Annotated in this window: 17 protein-coding genes; 4 read left to right on the forward strand and 13 right to left on the reverse strand. The window is 38.0% G+C overall.

Annotation, left to right across the window (positions count from 1 at the left end; genetic code table 11):
• Positions 1-2 precede the first annotated feature (2 nt).
• Genes J7I90_RS18725 through J7I90_RS18735 form a run of 3 tightly spaced genes read right to left on the reverse strand, consistent with a single transcriptional unit; the run spans position 3 to position 2,288 of the window.
• Positions 3-443, reverse strand: a complete 441-nt coding sequence (locus J7I90_RS18725) for a hypothetical protein (protein WP_214773272.1) — start codon at positions 441-443, stop codon at positions 3-5.
• A 14-nt stretch (positions 444-457) separates the two neighbouring features.
• Positions 458-1,051: a replication-relaxation family protein gene (locus tag J7I90_RS18730; RefSeq protein ID WP_214773273.1), complete on the reverse strand. Its 594-nt coding sequence runs from the start codon at positions 1,049-1,051 to the stop codon at positions 458-460.
• On the reverse strand, positions 987-2,288 hold the full coding sequence (locus J7I90_RS18735) for an FtsK/SpoIIIE domain-containing protein (RefSeq protein ID WP_214773274.1): 1,302 nt from the start codon (positions 2,286-2,288) through the stop codon (positions 987-989). The genes J7I90_RS18730 and J7I90_RS18735 overlap by 65 nt, the downstream gene beginning before the upstream one ends.
• A gap of 281 nt (positions 2,289-2,569) precedes the next feature.
• Here J7I90_RS18735 and J7I90_RS18740 point away from each other — a divergent pair, with 281 nt between their 5' ends.
• Genes J7I90_RS18740 through J7I90_RS18755 form a run of 4 tightly spaced genes read left to right on the forward strand, consistent with a single transcriptional unit; the run spans position 2,570 to position 4,778 of the window.
• Positions 2,570-2,767, forward strand: a complete 198-nt coding sequence (locus J7I90_RS18740; protein ID WP_214773275.1) for a helix-turn-helix transcriptional regulator — start codon at positions 2,570-2,572, stop codon at positions 2,765-2,767.
• Entirely contained in the window at positions 2,764-3,726 is a 963-nt protein-coding gene (locus J7I90_RS18745) for a hypothetical protein (RefSeq protein WP_214773276.1), read from the forward strand. The genes J7I90_RS18740 and J7I90_RS18745 overlap by 4 nt, the downstream gene beginning before the upstream one ends.
• Positions 3,727-3,742: 16 nt before the next feature.
• A complete protein-coding gene (locus J7I90_RS18750; RefSeq protein WP_214773278.1) occupies positions 3,743-3,991 on the forward strand; it encodes a hypothetical protein in 249 nt (82 codons plus the stop codon).
• 25 nt (positions 3,992-4,016) lie between these two features.
• On the forward strand, positions 4,017-4,778 hold the full coding sequence (locus J7I90_RS18755; RefSeq protein ID WP_214773280.1) for a DUF4145 domain-containing protein: 762 nt from the start codon (positions 4,017-4,019) through the stop codon (positions 4,776-4,778).
• 222 nt (positions 4,779-5,000) lie between these two features.
• Here J7I90_RS18755 and J7I90_RS18760 read toward each other — a convergent pair whose 3' ends face one another.
• From J7I90_RS18760 to J7I90_RS18805, 10 genes are all read right to left on the reverse strand, one after another.
• Positions 5,001-6,146 (reverse strand): peptidoglycan-binding protein, encoded by a 1,146-nt coding sequence (locus tag J7I90_RS18760; protein WP_214773282.1) that lies wholly within the window; start codon positions 6,144-6,146, stop codon positions 5,001-5,003.
• A 49-nt stretch (positions 6,147-6,195) separates the two neighbouring features.
• Positions 6,196-6,441, reverse strand: a complete 246-nt coding sequence (locus J7I90_RS18765) for a phage holin (protein ID WP_214773284.1) — start codon at positions 6,439-6,441, stop codon at positions 6,196-6,198.
• Positions 6,442-6,453: 12 nt separating this feature from the next.
• Positions 6,454-6,705: a hemolysin XhlA family protein gene (locus J7I90_RS18770; RefSeq protein WP_214773316.1), complete on the reverse strand. Its 252-nt coding sequence runs from the start codon at positions 6,703-6,705 to the stop codon at positions 6,454-6,456.
• 153 nt (positions 6,706-6,858) lie between these two features.
• Positions 6,859-7,392, reverse strand: coding sequence for an acyltransferase (locus J7I90_RS18775; RefSeq protein WP_214773286.1), 534 nt, complete (start codon positions 7,390-7,392; stop codon positions 6,859-6,861).
• An 87-nt stretch (positions 7,393-7,479) separates the two neighbouring features.
• A complete protein-coding gene (locus tag J7I90_RS18780; RefSeq protein ID WP_214773288.1) occupies positions 7,480-8,883 on the reverse strand; it encodes a hypothetical protein in 1,404 nt (467 codons plus the stop codon).
• Positions 8,884-8,900: 17 nt separating this feature from the next.
• Complete coding sequence (locus J7I90_RS18785; RefSeq protein ID WP_214773290.1) at positions 8,901-10,673, reverse strand: BppU family phage baseplate upper protein; 1,773 nt, start codon at positions 10,671-10,673, stop codon at positions 8,901-8,903.
• A gap of 53 nt (positions 10,674-10,726) precedes the next feature.
• The gene (locus tag J7I90_RS18790; RefSeq protein ID WP_214773292.1) at positions 10,727-13,366 is read right to left on the reverse strand and encodes a peptidase G2 autoproteolytic cleavage domain-containing protein; all 2,640 of its coding nucleotides are present in this window, start codon (positions 13,364-13,366) and stop codon (positions 10,727-10,729) included.
• A gap of 12 nt (positions 13,367-13,378) precedes the next feature.
• Positions 13,379-15,466, reverse strand: coding sequence for a phage tail spike protein (locus J7I90_RS18795; RefSeq protein WP_214773294.1), 2,088 nt, complete (start codon positions 15,464-15,466; stop codon positions 13,379-13,381).
• A gap of 8 nt (positions 15,467-15,474) precedes the next feature.
• On the reverse strand, positions 15,475-16,320 hold the full coding sequence (locus J7I90_RS18800; RefSeq protein ID WP_214773295.1) for a phage tail domain-containing protein: 846 nt from the start codon (positions 16,318-16,320) through the stop codon (positions 15,475-15,477).
• A gap of 4 nt (positions 16,321-16,324) precedes the next feature.
• Positions 16,325-20,740: a phage tail tape measure protein gene (locus J7I90_RS18805; protein ID WP_214773297.1), complete on the reverse strand. Its 4,416-nt coding sequence runs from the start codon at positions 20,738-20,740 to the stop codon at positions 16,325-16,327.
• Positions 20,741-20,766: the final 26 nt, after the last annotated feature.

Here is a 20,766-nt window from a genome sequence, read left to right on the forward strand (position 1 = left end):
TTTCAAACTGCATTTCCTACTTCTTTCAATACCTTCAAAATCAATGGTGAAACTTGAATCAGTACATATCCAAGACCAGCCGATTGAATCATACTCCAAGCTTTTTCAGCATTATTAAACATAAAGTAAAAGCATGCCCCAACAATGATGACTGAAGCAACAGGGAAGCTAAGAGCCACTAGTATATCGACAACAGGATCCAATACATGTGCTAAAGTGGATAAAGTAGCTTCTCCCATCCATTCCTTTGCGCCAGCAGTAACAGACGCTGGTGGAGCAAGGTCCATGGTTGCTGCCATTGCTGGTTTTGCCATGATTAACGGGATAGCGATAGATGTGCTTACTTTCTTTATGATATTAAGCGATTTTCTTTTTTTCTTTTGTTTAGCCTTGTAGCTCCCAGTCATGAAGTCGTTAAAAGGAATCACTTGCACATTTGCCATTTAAACCGCCCCTTTTATCTTATTTCTTCTGTTGTATAAACATCACAAGGCAAGTCTTTGCATAATTCTCGAAGTTTCTTTCTTCTATATTCTGTAGTCGTCACCCATATTAGTTTAGGGAAATAACCCAAATGTCTTTTCAAAGCTCCATTTTGATACAACCCTGAGTACTGACTAATCTTTACAGTATTCTCTTTCATTTTTTGTATTGAATCAATTTCCAAAAAGTGAAACTTCCGATCCTTTTTAAACCATGCATCACAGATAACAGTGAACTTATCATCACGTATCTTCATTTCATTGGTCCATTCGTGAGGGAACCCGGCATGTATATAAAAATCATTCCGCATAATCGCATGATTCACAAAGTTATTTTTCTTTCTGATTTTATTTGAGTTCACATATTCCCTTCCTTCTTTGTTCAGAAAATAAATCGTGCTGTATTCTTCACGGAAGCTTGATAAATATGGAGATAAATCTTTTAATATCCGGTTGGTATTTCTAACGGCGCCTAATCGGTGTATTTCTCTTAATTGATCTCGGTTAAGATAATCCAGTTTCTTCAAAGATAACAGTATTCTCTCTTGCCTCTCGTTTAGGCGTTTCAATATTCGGACCCCCTTTATTGATGATAAAAGGACCGATTGTTTCGTTGATAATTTCAGAGGTTATTAGTGGGGTTTGAACAATGACTTGTTTATCTGCGGTTTGATAAATAGCACGACCTTTTATTTCAGGAAGCTTTTCTGCCCCCGTCCCATCCAATACAACATTGGAAGCAGTACCGGATTGAACCCTAAAACATAATTTTGCATCACTATTCTGTTTACAGGCACGAGGGATTACATCACCTGTTGGATACTGGGTAGCTAGAATTTGTCTATAAGAGAGCCCGGCCCCTAACCTCGCTATTTGGGACATATACTTTTGACACATCCTTTTTATGACTTTCATATCCTTATCAACTTCTTCGTCAGGGTTCAATTCACCAACTTCATCAACAATAATGAAGTTTCGTTCGGTTATACCAGCTTCTTGAACGTTCTTCTTGCCCATGGCTTTTAATCGCTTCTGCATAGCCCTCATTTCTTTATAAGCATTTTCCAAGGTTAATAATGCCTCTTCTGGTTCGTATGCAATAGAAACGGTCTGAGCTATGTCCTCATAGTCGCACAATTCCACACCGCCTTTTAGGTCAATAAGATGAAATTTCACATTTGTCGGTTGTTGCTGCAGCAATGAATTTATTATGCAATTTAGCAAATTGGATTTTCCATACCTGGTTGCCCCTCCTTCAACTAAATGAGGAAACACTTCAAAGTCATGATAAACCTCTTTGTTTTTCTCTCTACAAATACCAAAAGAAACTTTCCAATCACTGCCTTTTTGAAAGTTCACTTGTTTAGGCATAGGATCGTTATAAACTCGGATGATTAACAAGCCATCATAAGAAAGCTCAATTTCCTTTATATCAGTTAGTTTCTTGGTGTATAGACTCTTTATAGTGGTTAAGATGTTTTTATCCAATTTGATCCCTTTTAGGTCTTTTAACTGCACCTTTACGGACCTTGTATTAATTCCTGCCTCAATGGTTTTTTGCTTTGATAAGTAATCCTCAAAACTTCTTCCTAACGGAATACGGTACCGGTATTCAGTTCCCCATTCATGATTTCGCTTCTTGATTAATTGAGTGGTTAAAGTTTGTTTTCCATCCTTAACATTAAGCCCGCTAAGAGCAAATATTCTGTTCAGTTTTTTCGAGTCATTCCCCACTCCGTTTTTTGACAAATGTGCTTTTAAAGCAAGCCCTCCCATCAGTGCTGTAGAGACTGTTTCAAAAATCATCACATTCCCCTCCTTCAACGCCACCTCATTGGAACTTACGTAGTAAGTCTCCCTCACATCTAGAAACGTAATAAAGCACTCTAAACCATTGATAATAATGAATCTGGTATATTCCCGAACAAACTACTAAGGTGGAATTTAATCTGGTATCTCATTTGGTATACTCAAGTCTATGGTCATATGCCCAATAACTTGCCTGTACTATGAAAAATAAAGTTATGCAAATTTTTCTAAGCAGGAAAACATATTAATTCAGAGAATGTTATATAGTGGTGATGTAGATGAAATCTAATATTGGAAAATTGCTCAAAGAGTCCAAATTTAAAAGGGATTATATTCAAAAGGAAATGGGGGTATCTCGGAATACTATTTCGAATTGGAGTCAAGGGAAAACCAATCCATCGGTCGATCAGTTATTTAAATTGGCTAAATTATTAGAGGTTAAAGTCGATGATTTATATGAGGAGGATGAAGAATGAAAAAATTATTATTTGTAGGATTATCTGCTTTGTTATTGGCAGGGTGTGGGGATAAACAAAAGGAAACTTCTGGTGATGTGGAGGGTAATAAAACTGAAGAAACAGTGGAAACAAAGGGACTTACACAAGATGAATTAAACGCTAAATTAAAAGAAGAAGCTGTTGAAGCAGATTATAAGGAGTTAAATAGTGATAATGCTCCAGATAAGAAAAAAGTATTTGTTAAAGGTGAAATTGGATCTGTTTTTGAAGAGGGCATTCTGGGGACATTCATTTTGAATAATGAAAACGGCATTTATACTGTAAACTTACTAAGTGTCGATGAGAAGTATGAAGCTGGGGATAATGTAACTGTGTATGGAACAACAAATGGTAAAGATGAAACAGGTAACCCACAGATCACTGCTACAATTTTGGAACATAATGAAGAAAAAACAGAAACAAAGAGCGAAGGCCCATTAACTAAAGTTGGTCAGAGCATAGATGATGAGGGTGTAGGTACAGTTACCTTAGATAAAATCGCTAATATCAATAAAGAATACGAAACAGGTGGTCTTAAAATAAAGGTTATAGACGCTAAAGTTTTAACTATTACCGATGTGGCCCCTGAATTCAAAGAAAATGTAGCGTTAATGGCCGATGTTCAAGTAGGCGATGAATTTACGTATCTTCAAGTTAGGTATAATCTTCAAAATACAACAGAAGAAACAGTTATATTCAATGGATTTGAAACAGCAGTGCCCGATAATGGAAATCAAATAGATATTAATACTAAAGATTTGGTTGGCAAGAATCCAAATAATAGCGAGATTCTTCACAATGCATCAGTAGATGACAATCTACTTGGAATTCCAGTTGATAAAGGAATAAATTCAATTAGATTAATGCCTTCTGATGTACTTTATGACAATGATGATCTCTCCATTTTTTACCCTAAAGAGATTACTATTGAATTTTAAACTGAGGTATTGAAGAATGAATATAAATATCAAGGTTTACTTACATTCAAAAGGAAGCAGATTTTTTCAAAGTGGAAGCTTCTCAGTAAGAAATTCAGACTTTAAAAAGGATCCAGACTGGACGGCAGCCATTGCGGCATATGAATGGATTCAGCAAATTAAAATCAAGTTTGCTGCCAGTGATGATTTTCGAATAGATCAAGTGGTTTATAACGAAGATATCGATATTACGGAGTTAGTTAAAAGGGTTAAGGCTAAAATTTAGGGAGATATGCCTTTTTAACTATTTGATGGAAAGGGATGCGATTAAGTTGAGAACAAAGTCAGTGAGTCCTAAATATTATTTAAATGCATTTAATTGTCCAAGGTGTGGTGTTAGAGCACCTCAGGAATGGTATAAAGTTTATAAAGATCCTCAAAAAAATGGACCTATAATTAATAAGGTTGATAACGTTACTAGTGTAGCTAAATCCATTGCTTTTGTTTCTTTTATTAATCCTACAGAGCCAAGGTTTCGTAAAGAATGGGACTTGGATATATCGATGTGCGATCATTGTGAAAAATATACTGTATGGGAAAATAAACAAATTATATACCCTTTTGAAACAGAACTACCTAATCCGCATGAAGATATGTTGGAAGATGTAAAAGGAATTTACGAAGAAGCTGCACTTGTTTACCAACACTCACCAAGAGCTTCAGCAGCATTACTAAGGCTAGGAATTGAAACAATGATTCCACAGCTTGAAGAATATAATATTAAAAAGTCTTCTATCAATAACATGATAGGTGAACTTGTTAAAAAGGATATTCCGGAACATATTCAAAAAGGATTGGATGCAATTCGTATCTATGGTAATGAAGGGATTCACGCAGGTGAAATTCACTTAAATGATGACCAAGAAAATATTGAGTACTTGTTCGAATTGATTAATTACATGACTGAGGAACTAATTACTAAGAAGAAAAAACTCAGCGACTTTTATTCGAAATTACCTTTGGGCAAACGCGAAGGTATTTTAAAACGAGATAAAACAAAAGCTAAAGAGTAATAATCAAGCCCCTCTCACTAAGAGAAGGGCTTTGAATGATGGAAGTGTACCATGAGGTCGGTTGGTACCCTAATTTTAATTTATCCTTATAAATTCTTTTATTCATCCTAAAAAAAGAAAAAACCCTCTCCATATAGAGAAGGCTTACAATGAGTGAAACGTGTGAGGGCCTATCACATTTGTATTGTAACCAATAAAATCCTTTATATTCCTGTTTTTTTATTATGCAGCAAACAATTCCGTGAAGGTATCTTTACCTGCCTTCTTATCTGCAGTAATCTTTTTAGCTTTTTGGAATTTTAATAATGCATATTCAGTACCTTTTCCAAAGATGGAGTCAAGTGATCTAGGATTATATCCTTCTAAATAAAGAGAAGCCTGCAGGATCCATGTAAGATTGCCCTTTGCACCTTTTTCAATAGTGACAATGGCAGCCCTTGTTTTATCTCCCCATTTACCATCCACAACAAGTTTTTTATTAAACTGCTTATTAAGTTCAGTTTGTAAAGCTTTGATTAATGCAGTTTTAGTTTTAGGTCCATTAATTCCATCCACAACAAGACCAGCATTATAACGGTTGTTTAAGGTTTTTTGAATAGATCTGATTGTTTCATCTCCATTGTCTGAAGATTGTTCTTCTTTTATATCAGGTTGAACAATAACCTCCTTGGCATTCCCGAAATTGATTTTCTGACCGATTTTTAATTTAGTTGGATCTATGCCAGGATTTGCTTTTATTAAATCTTCAACTTGCACTCCACCCGTTCCGTCCTTATGGGCAATGCTCCATAAGGTATCACCTTCCTGGATAGTATAAACATCAGGAGCCGGTGCTGGTTTGGATGGAGTTTTTGAACCTTTCCAATCAAATACATTTCTATAGTTATATTCACAACAAGCTTTCCAACTATACCCTGGCATTTCATTATGGGCCTTGTCATATTTCCCTATGCCATCTTTAACAAGTGCAGCGTGAAGTTCTGCAATACTGGCAATTGTGGCTTCATCCATAGTGTCATATCGATAATCACCAGCAACACAAATACCAAGGGAGAACTGATTGCTATTCCCCACATGATAGGTCCTGCGGTTAATATCATTTGCATATACAATCCTAGCCCTTTTACCGTTTGGTGTATTAATAATATTCTTAGGTTCGATAACCAATGAATATCCTATTCCTGGCCACCCCAGAGTGCCTACGTGATACGCCGCAAAGCTTGCAGCATCAGAACCGGCTAATTCCTTTTTGGTTAAAGAATGATGCCATACACGGTGAGTAATTGATTTAGTACGCTTTGAATAAGTACCATTTGATTTTAATTTACCTCTTTGATCGACCAATTGAGGAAGTTTAGTAAAGTTCATTTCCATCGTCTCCTTTTAATTTAAAATAAAAAGCCACCCAGGGGGCAGCTTACTTTAATCCATTCTTTTTCAAGACTTCTTCTTGTTTTTGAGCTTTCTTAGTCACTAAATATTGATTCTTATATACTCCATACAAAGCAAATCCCAGGGGTATTGCAGCCGTTAAAAAGTTAATAAATGAATTAATCGTATTTTCATTGAACCATTCAATTTGAAAACCTAATGATTGAAAAAATAAAAGCAGTGCCCCAAGAGCACCGCCAATCATTGCTACATATTGTTTTGCCTTATCCATTTTATTTCCCCCTTATCCTTTCCAAACACCAAATACAATTGCTATAGTTCCACCAATAATTCCCGTGCTAACTGCAGTAATAATGGCACCAGTAATAGTCCGTTTTATCCAGGTCGTATTATCATCAATCTTATTTAGTTTTTCTGTCATATTAATGATTTGCTGATCATGTCTGTCTGTTGTTCTCTCTAGAGTTCCAACACGTTGTTCAAGATTTTTATAATCTGTTTTCAATTCAGCTAATTCTTTCTCGTAAACGTTCATGTCATGAGGCACCTCCGTATTGTTCAATGTTCATGACCCCCTTTAACATATAAATTCTCTCTCTCTGTATGTCTAGGATGTTTATACATAATAAAAAGCCGCCCTTTTGGGACGACTTGATTTGTATTGCTATTTAGTTTAAGTATTTATATTCTATAGCACATGAAGTGAAAGCTTCTCATCTTCTAAGGATCTTACCTCTTTTGCCGGAACACCAGCGTAAAGAGTATCTGGTTTGCAGTCTTTGGTTACTACGGATCCTGAAGCAATAATACAGCCATCGCCAATTGTTACGCCAGGTAAAATCGTAGCCCTTGCTCCTATCCAACATCCTTTTCCAATTACAATTGGTTTCCTATCAGAAACTCCAGCTCTTTTGAATGATTCCCCAATTTTATGGCCTGATGTACAAATAAGAACATCAAAGGCAATTGCTGTATTCTCCTTGATAGTTACCTTTTCCCAACTATCAATAAAAACATTATGGTTAAGAAAAACACCCTTTTCAATTACAAGACTTTTTCCGCGAAATGTGCAACCAGATCGTATATTTGATGTTGAGGTTCTCATTCCGGCCATTTTATATAATATATATCGTAGTTTTTGAGGAACCAAAATAGATTTTCCTAGAGTATTTACAAACACGTTCCACATAATCAATGATAAATAGCCTTTTAGTTTTGACATTACTTGAATACCCCCCTTTCTACATTCATTTATTCAACGAATGATGGGTTATTACCTTTCTATAAATAAAATAATAACCAGTTCTATTCAAAGTTTCCCCAAACTGAATTTATATCCTTTGTAATCCGTGAACGCATATACTTGGCCATCAGATACGGAAACACCCTGCATGTCGCCAGTAGCATTTAAAATTGGCCTATATTCGCTATCGAAATACCCATTATTTAAAGGGATACACTTCCTAATATTGTTCGCTCCTTTGACTCCCGTATAAATGTATCCTTCGTGAAAAAACATGCCACCTAATGTATCGACGGTCCTAGAGTACCAGGTATTTAAAATGGAGTAGCTGCCATTATATCTAGTTGCTGCAGTTCCATCTATAAAGGTACCACTCCCTAGATTATTCGTCCCTTTACCTAAAAGAATTTTCCTCAAGATTCGGTTATCGTTGGTGAACAAATAGACAATATCGCTGGAACCATAGCCCCAACATAACTGCCCCTTCCATTCCCCGACCAATTGACTGAAGTCTAATTCGATTTTATCTACCGCATTAAAATCAATCGTAGTCCCAGCTAACAAGGCTGCAAAATTGGGAAGTATCCACCCTTTCGGTAATAATGTGAAGCTCTTTGAACCATTACCCACAATCAAAGAATCTTTAACTGCACTATAATCTGGCGCATTCATATGGCCTAGATTATGCGTAATTGTTTTTATGGTAGTGTTAGGATTAGTTTTGGAAATCGCGGTTATATTCATAAAATCCGTGTGTTCATCGTTAGAATGATAACATTTATAAATATTATCACCTACAATAAACGTTCCCTGAGTAGATCCGGTATTAGATATCAATTCCCCTTCAAGTTCTTTTACAGGAATCCCTAAAGAATCGCCACCGTACACGCAATATTTACTTAATAACCCGCCTAAAATTCCTAGGGTATTATATAAAAGTAAATATTCGTTTTGTGATACCGCTACATTTCCCCAACTACCATTTTTAATTGATACGGTGTTAGTTGTAATATTGTAAACCAAAGCGTCACTTTCCTCTAAAACACCGTCCGCTAAATCTATGGAAGTGTTACCTGTTCCCGACGGCTTCCAAACAAACAACCTCCTATATCTATTCGTATCCAAAGTGGGGAAAGTATAATAAACTTTTGTCGTGTCAGTATCTTTCTTTGCGTTGATAGTACCGCCCCTTAATGAAAAAAACGCTTGTCCTCTGCCGCTAACTGATACACTTTCCCCGCCGCCTGTTGCGCTTAATACCCCGTTATTCATCGCCAATCCTGTTCCTACTTTAACGCCGCCTAAAGTTGTGGCTGATGCTGTAGGAAGTTGATAAGAACTACCACCGCCACCACCGCCAAGCGTCCCATCTTGAATGGCTTGTTTTAGTGTTTTAGCTGGTTCTATATAAACAGCTTCAGCAACCGTTACGGGGAACAAACCTTCCAGTACTTTTATTTGTCCATCCACTCAACAGCTCCCCCTTTTTATACATAGTATATTTTCAAGTTGTTTTTAGTTAAATAATCAACAACGCCAGCTGCGTCACGACTTATTAATGTTCCAACTGTTAAAACCAATTCCATTGTGCCATCTGCATTAACCCTTACGCTTGGTTTTGTACTACCATGAATACTACTAGAACCAGCTTCAACGACTGAATAACCATTTGACGAAAAGAATCTATTGCTAATAGATATAGTTGGTACATAGTCCCCGATACCGTCAACTAACCTAAATTTAACGTATTCGAACCCTGCAACCACACCTGATGTTCTTGTTTCAAAAGAATCAATATTTGGTGTAATTGTAAGAACTTTATAAGAGGTTGATAATTTGATTTTCATTCGCAAACCTGAGTTTTGTAAATAGGTTGCAATTTCCGCAGCAGTTGCCCCGTGTGCCGTTGATACCTTCAATATGATTCTATGGATTGGTGAACCAGTGGTAGCAATCGTTACACATTCATACGGATATGTTGATGTAGGCATACCGACCACGAATGGTTTAAATGGATAGCCATTGATTAATACAGGATCGCCGTTTGTTGTTGTTTCATCGAATAGCGCGGTTAATATTTGTGATCCGCTTGTCATGCCAATATAACTAGCATCTGCATAACCAGTCAAACCAGCCCACGGATATTGCGTTATGGGCATATTCAAGTAACCATTATCCTCATATACTTCAGCCGTTACCGGACCAGGTGGCGTAACCACAACCTCATTTATCGTTAATGTACACGTTGCTTTGAAACTTCCGTCTGCTGTTGTCGCTGTTATAACTGCAATACCTGTTGCAACTGCTGTAACTAATCCACTGCTGTTAACTGTTGCTAAAGCTGTGTTTGAACTGCTCCACGTAACGGCTTTATTGGTTGCATTAGAAGGTGATACTGTTGCCGTTAGTTGTGAAGTATTCCCCTTCGTCAAAGTTAAAGTGTTTTGGTTTAACACAACACCAGTTACCGGAACATTACTGACTTGTAAGGTTACAGTGATTGAAAACGTTAAAGTATTACTAACTAACCCTCCACTATCCGTAACTTTCAATGTCAAAGTATGATTACCTATCGATAACAATCCAACATTCCATCTATTAGCACCTTTGTTCACAGTCCTAGTTGCAGAAACACCATCTTTCGTTTCTGTAACAGTCAAAGATGCAGTCTTGTCATCTGCTATTGTATAAGGTATTGAAAGTGCCGTTTTGTCATCTATGGTAACCGGTACGAATGAGGACGTTAATATTGGTGCTGTATTAGGTGTAGGTGTTGACCCAACAACTGTAAAGATTTCACCGTTGGTAATATCTCTTAAATTAATTCCGGTACCACCACCACTTCCTCCACCGCCAGGGTTCGGGTTAGGAATGGTGTCCCTATCTTTTAACGACCTTTCAATTTCGAAAGTAAATTGACATACCGTCAAAGATTGGCTATTGGTGTATGCTATATTCAATTCCCCATTTACTAATCCAGGATGACTTATTTCTTCTTGAAGGACATACTCCACTTGTCCATTAATCGGAGCAATTATGGATGCCTCCCTTTCGAATGTGCTACCATCTGCCATTCTGAGGAAAATTTTTGCTGTTGCTGCAGAACTAAAAGGCAAAGGCAAGTTTTCCTTATTTATATTAAATACAAGCTTTGCTGTACCATTGTCTTGTGTTGTAAACTTAATGGATGTTTTAGTCAAACTGGATGAAGCAGCTACATTAGCATTAATGAAACCACTTTTAAAGATTTCATTTGCCATATTATTAACTCAACCTTTCTATATCAAAATGAAAAGGACTGGATAACCAGCCCTTACCGAATGAAACATAATGCAACTCCATAACCCTTATCAGGGTCATATTTAGAAGTTATTTTCATGACTACCCAGCCTTGACCATACTCTTCTGAACGTGTAGCAATTCCGTCAAGTGGTTTTAGATAATTTCCTGCTTCCACAGTGTTATCAATCCGAACATAAACTTGGCCTAAAAGCCCAACGATATTCCACTCTGGACGTTCTTCTCTTGATAAATAGTCACCGTCTACCCATTCAGGATTTTCCTTTGGCATCATTCGGACTTCTTGGGTTACTTCTCCAGTATCATCATTGATAATTTCGATGGTTCTTTCCTCGTAAATTAAGCCACCAAATTCATTAAGGATATATCGGTTTTTCCAGTGGAAGGTCATTTCCCCAAGAACTACACCAGCTGTTTCGGAAATGACACCCAGCATATGATCGCCTTCAACAGCAGCTTTGATTTTTTCATTTTCCAAGGTGACAATAGTTCCCGTCTTGATTGACTTACCATCAACCGATTCGAAATACTCCGCATAATCGGAAAAAGAAGAGGAACCTGTAATACTACCCGCGCCTTTTAGGTTTCCGTTCATCGAATCAAGTTCCCATTTTGTATTAGCTGATGTTGGAGTTTCACTGTCTCCATACCCACCACGAACAGAATAGTTATTATCATTTACAACGCTGTTACTGGCCATAATAATCTTCCCGTTTTCATCTTTCCCGGGTGTCCTTGAATTATTAGAACCTATAATGACGTCTCGACCACCTTCTGTCTTAGAACCTCCAGAAGATCCGATAATCGCACTCGCTTCCCCTGATGCTTCCGAATTAGAAGAAGCTATAACTGCCGTTTTATCTCCAGATGCCCTGCAACCTACCGTCGAGGACATAATCGCCGAAGTTTCTGTTAAAGGTTGACCACTAGATGAAGCAATCCTTGTTCCGCCCTTGAGGTTATTCGGAACAAAATCTTTGTAGATGTTTCCAGCAATCATCGCTGCGTTTGCATATCCTTCCGCAAAAATACCTGTAACACTATCCTGTGAATTAACTGAAATAAGCCCATATTCTCCACTACCATCATTAATCATATTTACATTTGAAATGTTCACATGATAAATGGACCCACCTATTCCGATTCCCTCTTTTGCTGAATTGAGAATCTGAATATTACTTATATTAATGTAATCTGTTTTTTGGTCTCCACCAAACAATCTAATATCGGTGCTTGCTTTCTTGAATCCACGAATGTTTATATTATGAAGTCCGATATTTCTACTTTTATATTGAATCGCAATAACCGGATTGTTTTGATAGTCATAATTGGGGTCTCCAATCGCTGTGAATCCTGAAACCGCCACATTTTGATAAGCCGAAATAGCAAGTGCACGAGGTGTTAATCCTTCGTATAAACCATTGAAAATTGGTTCAATGGCTGTACAGTTGGTTACATTGATATCGAAAGCCGTTGTGGAAACTGGATCTGTTGCAGCATGATGACCTATATGGCGGAAATCATAAGACCGAACATCTCTATAAGAGACATGCCCAATGATGTGAACATCCTGGGATGCTGGCCAGTCGGCGTGTGCCTTTACTTCTACACCTCGGATATTTCCACTGGTAAAGTTATTGGTCAGCCATACATGTTTGGAACCGTCATCCACTTCAACCCCATTTGAATTACTGATCCCATCTTCATGAGCATTACCACTAGGAGAAACACAAAAGTTATTACTAATAAACACATACTCACTATAATGAGTGGTGATTCCATCATCGCCATAACCATAAGCTACACAGCCATCAATCCAAATATATCGACAACCATCTTTCGTGTAATCTGTATCGGACGCATGGTTATAGACAGGTGATGTAATATCAAATCCATGTAATCCAGCATTTATCGCTTCAACATCTTTTATCCACCCATACGACACTTTAGCTAAAGTTAAACAACTAGACTTTTGTCCACCTGCTGCTCCCACTCCGCCTTGTCTATTTGGATTCCAATCAAGGGACATGCCTTCTATATAAATGTTACGGTTACCGTTGACGTAATCTGAGTTGGTAATAACCCATTCACCATTGGGAGTATCCTCATGCAGTTTGAGAATGGTTATACCTTTACCCTGACCTATTAGATATGTCCAGGATGGGATTTTCAAACCTCTCACAATATATGTCCCTGCAGGGATAATCAAACGTACTCTTCCGTTTCCTAGCGCTTTTTTAAACGCTTCGGTATCATCTGTGACTCCGTCTCCAACTGCTCCAAAATCAGCCACGTTGATTTCCCTATCGATTCGTTTCTTTAATTTGCTGTATTCTTTATCCAACCGGTCTTTTAAAACGCCGTGAAGAACACCTTCCGAATCCAATCGGCTATCCACAACTTCTGCTAATTCTGCAGTATTTAAAACGAGGTTATTGATTCGTTTATTAGTATTAACGATACGTTCATAAACATTTGAATCATCAAAAAAGATATTCCTAGCGTCGTGAGCTTTCTTACTCAAGACATGATTCTTGATTTGCAACAATAAGTCATTCAGAGCACTTTGAATATTTCCGGCATTTTTATCTAACTCATATAAAAATTTTGCATTTTTAGTGGGGTCATGCTTTGTAATCAAATTAAATGACATTTCTCACACTCCTTACTGTAGATAGGCGGAAACGGTAATTTGCGCGCCTGTTGGTATATTGGTTTCAGGAGATACAATTACCCTATCTTTCATTAGATTAATCTTTATAGCATTGTCTGCTGTCTTGAAATCCGTCAATGCATCAAAACCATTTCCTTTAAGTAATAAGTCTTCGTTGATTACGATGGATATGGTATTAACAGAAACCCCGCCAGTCAATACAAAAAGAGCATCCCTTTGAACAGAGATACTCGCTGATGATAGATTGCTTGTTTTAATCGTCCATTTTGACCCATCAAAACGTAAGATTAACATGATTTGTTGGGGTAAGCTGTTTCTAATTCCACTTGATGTATTTCGGATGTATTTAGATTGCCTTTTGATTTGTAATTTGTCATCCACCTGCATATCATAGATGTCTTTCCGGAATGTAGAAAAGTTCAATTCTGGTTTGCTGTACTGATCAAGTGGATTGTACTTCATATCAATGATTCTAAGCTCATCCTGATAGGTCCCACCGCCAGCTTTATCAGCAATCATACTTATGGTATCTCCCTTAAAGAAAACCTCTTCAAAGCCTTCAAGTCTCGGGTCATAAAAAATAGCCAGGTCTACATTTGCCGTTACTTCCGGATAGGGATTGACCAAGTTTTCTAAAGCAATTTTTATACTACTTTCTTTAGTGAACCTGTCATCTCTAATATCATCAGCATACCGGGGAAATCCATCCAATAGATAATTCTTCTCATCAGGATGGACATACAAAACAGGATCAAATAGATACTTTCCTTTATCATCTTGCTTTCCATATCCCCATGCCCTTGTGGTACTGTTTCGTGTGGATGAAGAAATTTGCAATCCAGCTACGTTATACCGAGTGTCTAATAAATAATTCACTTTCTTACCCATTTGTTTATAGACATAAATTTTTGTATTGTCTACATCCAATTCAATCTTATAATCTTCAATGGTTTCATCCATCAACGTTTGGGAATTTTGTTCCCCGAAATTCTCCTGTTCTACTGCTTCTATGGTTTTTGCAGAGGCATCCAATACATAACTAAACCCACTTCCTTTTAAAGCTATATCTAAAGCCTCCGTGAGTTTCAACGTTCCCGTTTTGGACGTGCTTACCATATTGTTAACCAGCCTTGCTACATACGTATGTGAAGCAGTTATGGTTTTCGTAAACGCTATATTATCTGTATCTATATCTAAAATGAAATATCTCTGAGCCTTAAATCTCTTTTCATCGATGACGATGATGTTGTCATTGACCAACATGTCATATTCCACTTGATTTTCCTCGGTTCGACTAATCGTAAATGACAATTCCTTTTTTCCATTCAACCCATCACTTATGGAAGGGACTACGTCCACAATTTCAACACGTTCCCCTGTAGTTTTGTTTTCTACAAATATTTGATTTAAAAATACATCCTTCACCACTTCATATGTTGTATCGCCTGTCACTTCCAAATTAGGAGTATCCAATATTGGTGGTTCAGGTGTAGGAGTAGAAGTTTCTAGGTTATCAAAAAAAGAATCGATCGCTCGATTCACATCCACATTTCCGGTTATTCCATTAACTTTTCCTTCTTGTGTGTATTGCCAAACGGTCCAGCCAGTAATATCTGGGTCTGATGCTGTTGTATATCTTGCTATCCACAACGGATAACCACTGGCATCGATTTTATTTTGATAAAAGGAATAGTAAGTGTAAATCATTACTTTTCTGCCTTGAGATATTAGATAATCCAGAAAAGTCTTGGCTGCTGCTGTCAAAGCCGATTTTCCAATATTACCTGAATCTGTTTCAATATCTAATACCAGGGGTAAATCCATTTCAAAATCTTTGACGGTCTTTAAAAAGAATTTTGCTTCTGCCAAAGCCTCTGAATTGGACTTGAAATTGGCAAAGTGATAGGCACCCACTTTTAACCCGTTTTTCTTGGCATTGGTGATATTCGTTTTAAAAGTTGAATCAATATAAGTGGTTCCTTGTGTTGCCTTCACAAAAGCAAATTTCGCACCATCTGCTGCAACAAGTCCCCAATTAATGGATCCTTGCCAATGAGATACATCAATCCCTTTAATCATTCAACCACCTACTTATAATAAAACCTTGTGTTAAATTTGATGCTTTTCTGACTAGCTCCGGATACTTCCATGAGATTGTAGCCAGGGAGAAGTGAAGGAAAACGTCCTGTTGTCTTAGCAATCTTCCCATTCACAGTGACATATTGGCGAAAAATACTTACCTTCGCATTGGTCAACGTTTCATTGATGATTAAATACTCCCCGGTATTTCTGTTGCTGATCTTTACGTTTTTTCCTGTAAGGGTCATTTCCACCTCGAAGTCATGTTCCGTAGTGTATAAACGAATATCTCCCCCGTTATATACTCGGAATTGATAAGGGAGTTGAGCATTACTATCCTCAAAAAGATAGACAAGATCTTCGTTAGGAATATTCATTCCAATGCCGAATCGCTCTTTGCTTAAATTATAAGCAGAATCTGTATTATATTTGGATTCCGCCACACCTGGGAGACATGTGAATTCAACTTGAAATTCCTTATGTCTGTATTGCGCTTCTTTCTCAATGGAAAAATTCCCATCACATGTGACTAACCATCTTTTATATGGCTCAAATGTATTAGAAATATAGTAAGAATGATCTCTTACTAACAATCTATATACTTCACTTCTCCACAAATAAAATTGTTGAGGAATTACTGATTTTATAAGCAGTTTTACAGGTATTGACCTTTCCTTGTAGACTACCTTTTTTTGATTGGTTTGAATCAATCCACTTTTACCTGGAATGGACTGGACATCCCTTTCGATAATGGGTGCAGGTGGGCTAAATGATAGGAGATTTACTTTTGGTAATAACTCACTCAATTTCTGTTCACCGTTTCCATAATCGATTAATAAGTCATACTCGCCCATCACCTTACCCCCTTATCCCCATATTGAATGATTTACTTTTTAATACATTCGTACTACGATTATCAAGCACCCGACCAACCTGATCCTTACCAAGATAAATATCTCCTGTTTTTTCCGAAATAATTCTCAATAAATTTGCTATCTCTTTAGAAAGAATTTCATTTTGCCGTAATGTCGCATTTAATAATTGGCTCATGACTGAATCGTTACTACTACCCCCACGTACATTCGGTAATTGATTAGGGCGCTTATTTCCTCCCTCGATAGACTTTCCTGCTAAAGCAAGTAGTTTCATCGCGTCTGTTCTCCGGCTTGGGTCAGTCGGAATAACCCATTCTGGCCATCCTCCGTCAGCCAAATTATAAAGGCCCTCATTTTTGACGAGTCCGCCTGTTTCAAACTTACGTTTTCCTGTAGGACCCCAACCACGCTTACCATATGGCAGGTTTTTACGCCATGATGTGTTATTGAAGAATGCTAATAGTTGATCATAACCAGAATAAATATTATTGTGACCTTTTACGGCATAGCGCGAAAATGACTGCGGTATATATTGGAGCAATCCACGAGCCGGATTGTTATTCCTCATATTAATATCATTGACAGCAGAACTTTGTGTAATCCTTTGATTTCCACCTGATTCTCTTTGAATTTGTGCGATGATACCATTTATTTCAGAGCTGGTTATGCTTTCATTCATAGCCATAGCTGCTTTAATGATTTGACCTCTCCAAGCAGAAGCACCGCCTGAAATATTTGGAGCTATACCTCCACCTGCACCGCCGCCACCTAATGTGAACTTATCCATTAATCCCTTAACCCAGCCAGTACCCATATTAATTAATGATTTAATTGGGCTGCCTGTTAATTTGTTCATCCAACTAGGAATTAGCGAGTCTTTCAAATTAAACTTCTCAAAAGCTTTTCCTAAAAGGTGTTTTGGTCCTTTTAACATCCAATCAAAATAGTTACCTGTGCCTTTTTCATAACCATTTAAACCCTGACTTTTTAATAGTTTTTCAGTTTTATCATTTGGTAAAACACTTGTACCTTTTGAAAGATATCTAAGCTCGGGACCAAGGGAACCTGAAAGATAAGTACCAACTTTAGGATCGTGTATTATTTCTCGACCTTTTTCTGATGTGATTGCAAGTCCATCAGCAGGATGCCCACCTTTGGGCGTACCCTTAGCATAGGCTAATTCTTTGGGTGGCTTTGCGACACTTTTATTGGGCTTTTTTAATGATGGCTTATCTTTCGTTTTACTTTGTCCAAATACATCCTTAAACCAATCGACAGCTTTTTTAACGCCGCCAACCATCTTATCCCAACCAGTTAGAACCTTACCCGTTTCCCAGTTCACATCATCGATATGCTCTTTAGCTTGTTTTTTAGAAGCTTTGACCACACCTTTATGCATTTCGTTGGCTTTTTTTACAGATTCATTTTTTTGGCGTCGTGCTTCACGTATTAATGTATCAGCTTCTTCAGCACTGATACTTCCCGTTTCATCCCGTTCACGAATGATAGCTGCTTTAGCTTTTTCATACTTTTCATTTGCTTCTTTAATGGTTCCGTCTTTAGCTTTCTTACTGTCAGCAACCGTTTTTGCAGCCTGTCTAGCTGTAATTGAACTAGCATTAAGTCTTAATTCCTCCATGATGGCTTGTTGTTCTACTTGACCTTCTGACAAAGTTTTAACTGCCATGTCCCTCATTTGTTGATTTATTGCGGCAATTTCAGCTTTTTCAAATTGAGAAGTTTCCCGTTTTTGTGCAACGGCTCGATCAGTAATTTCTTTAACTCTGTCTTCGTACTGCTGAATTTTAGCAAGTTTCTCTTGATTAGCTGTTTCCATTTTTCCAAGCAATTCTTTTTGGTAATTGTCGGTTAGAACACTGCCTGAAAATACGCTTTCAATATTTTTCTTACTATCTTCAAAGTCCTTTTTCAAACTATCTTTAATAGTTCCACCCATTTTACTGAATGTAGCTACCAAATTATCAGCCATATCTTGAGAAACTGCTTTTCCTGATGAAGACATAAGATTTAATTGAACAGTTGCATCATCATTAAGTTTTTTATAACTCAAAACAGCTTTAGTTGTTGAATCCGAAACCTTATTGCCAAAATCGTTTAATGCAGGGATCTGCTCTTCTTTCAGGTGTTTATATAGCTTTACTCCGCCAGTAATAAGTTGAGGGATAGCAAATGAGGCTAATAATCCGATTGGTCCTCCCAATGCACCTACGCCAAGACGTGCTGCACCTAATCCTTTTGTAAGAGTACCTATACCACCAGCAGAAGCCAGGGCAGTCTTCCCAAATCCAAAAACAGCTTTTCCGCCTTTTAATATCTCCGGCAAGAACATAGTAGCAATTCCTGCTACAGCTCCCCATTTACCTCCAAACATGGTCATCGCTCCGCCTGCAGCTGCAGCGCCACCTCGTAGAGCTCCCATACCTTTCGTGGATTTTGCCATTGAAGCATTCGCTGTATTTATTTTTGTGGAGGCAACTAATGCAGAATTACCCAGCTTATTCACAGAGTTGCCGGCCAGCGCTGTTTGAAGGCGGTATTTACCGAATAGGCCAATTCCTTTTCCCAGTCCAGAAGATAAAACACTTATTCCTGTTGCTGCACTACCTAATAGAGATAGAAGAACACCAACTGCAGTTCCTATACCTAGAACAACAACTGCTAACGCTCCACCTACGGCAATTGTATGTTTCATAGAGGGGGATAAATTGTTGAACCATTCCACACTGGATTGAATATGTTCAGCAAGAACTCGTAATGATGGAAGAAGTTCTGTCCCAATGCTTATTCCCGCAGTTTCCAATGCCCCTTTTAATTCTTCTATGGTACCTTTTAGGTTATCGAGCTTCTGTTTAGCAACATCTGATGCCTTTACCTTATTTAAGGCAGTCGTCATGCCGTCTATGCCTTTAGCGCCTTCTTTGTAGAGAATGTTACCTGCTCGGATAGCATCCGAACCAAACATGGTATTTAAAGCGTTTTGCCGCTGTTCGTCATTCAATCCTACCATCGATTTCTTTAAAATACCTGCAATTTCAGACATGGATCTAATTTCGCCCTGTTCATTGTAGAAGGCGCTGGAATTTAAACCTGATGCTTCTGTAACTCTGTCATAGGCCTTCTTCAGGTCCGCTTTTGATGCAGCTGCTCCAGCTTCTTGTTTGGCTAATAATTTCAAGCCATTTTGGATACCTTCCACACTTCTCTCAGTAGGAGTGATCCCTTTATCAACTAAGTACTTATAACCAGCTGATACGTTATAAGCTGATAATCCTAATTCGTCGAACTGCTCCCGTGCCGCCTTTGTATGCGGGGAAAGGTTTAGCAACATGGTTTTCAGAGACGTACCTGCGTCGCTACCCTTTAATCCGTTTTGAGCAAATACACCAAGGGTTGCGCTTGTTTCTTCAAAGTTAAGCCCCACACCACTTGCAACTGCTGAAACTGCTGACAAAGCGAAATTCATTTCACCTACTGCTGTAGCTGAAGCGTTTGCCGTACCTGCAAGGATATCAGCCGCCCGTGTTACTGAAATATTATCATCTTTAAATGCATTCAAAGCTGTGGAGGCTATTTCAGCAGCCTCTTGCAACTCAAGCGTACCTGCTGTGGCTAAATTTAATGCTCCTTCTAATCCACCGCCTAATATATCTTTCACAGATACACCGGCTTTGACTAGTTCTTCGATTCCCTGGGCAGCTTCGGTAGCTGAATACTTTGTTTTCTCACCCATCGTTATGGCTAGATTTTCAAGCTCTTTACCAAACGATTCAGCTTCTTCTGGGGACATAACAGACTTCATAGATGAAATTTGAGACTCAAAGTCCATAGCCTTTTTTGTTGCGAAGGCTAAACCGCCTCCGACAGCTGCTGTTGCCACACCAAATGAGCTAGTCATCCCTTGTCCAACTTCGCTCATTTCGTGACCGGTTTCATTCAATTTACCTGAAAAGACAGTTAATCGTTTGCTCATCCTGCCCCAACCGGATTCCGCAAGTCGTTGCTCTTTTTGGAGATTTTTTAATTCAATTCGTACTCTCCCTACATAACGTTCTAAGTTGTTTAGAGAAGCCACTTCATTGTTATAGCTTGTGGCAGCTTCATCTGCCTCTTTAGAACCTTCACCATGCTCTTTAACCATTTTTTCATAGCTTTTTCGAGCTTTATCAGTGACAGCCTTTTGAGTTTCTAATTTAGCATTTAGTCCTTGTAATCGAGTTTCAAATTTACCTAATGATTTATCACTACGATCGAACGCGGACATATTTGCCTTCATCGCGCTATTAACTAATTTCAATTTTTCCTTCAAATCAGTTAATCCACTATCGAGTTTTAACGTATCTAATCCGAGTCCTATCGATAATCCTTCAATTTTCTCCATCAATCACCCTCCCTTCACATGCCAAA

Origin of the sequence: Bacillus sp. ISL-57 (genome assembly GCF_018613135.1) — a bacterium.
In the GTDB taxonomy this organism is placed as follows: Bacteria; Bacillota; Bacilli; order Bacillales; family DSM-1321; genus Peribacillus; species Peribacillus frigoritolerans.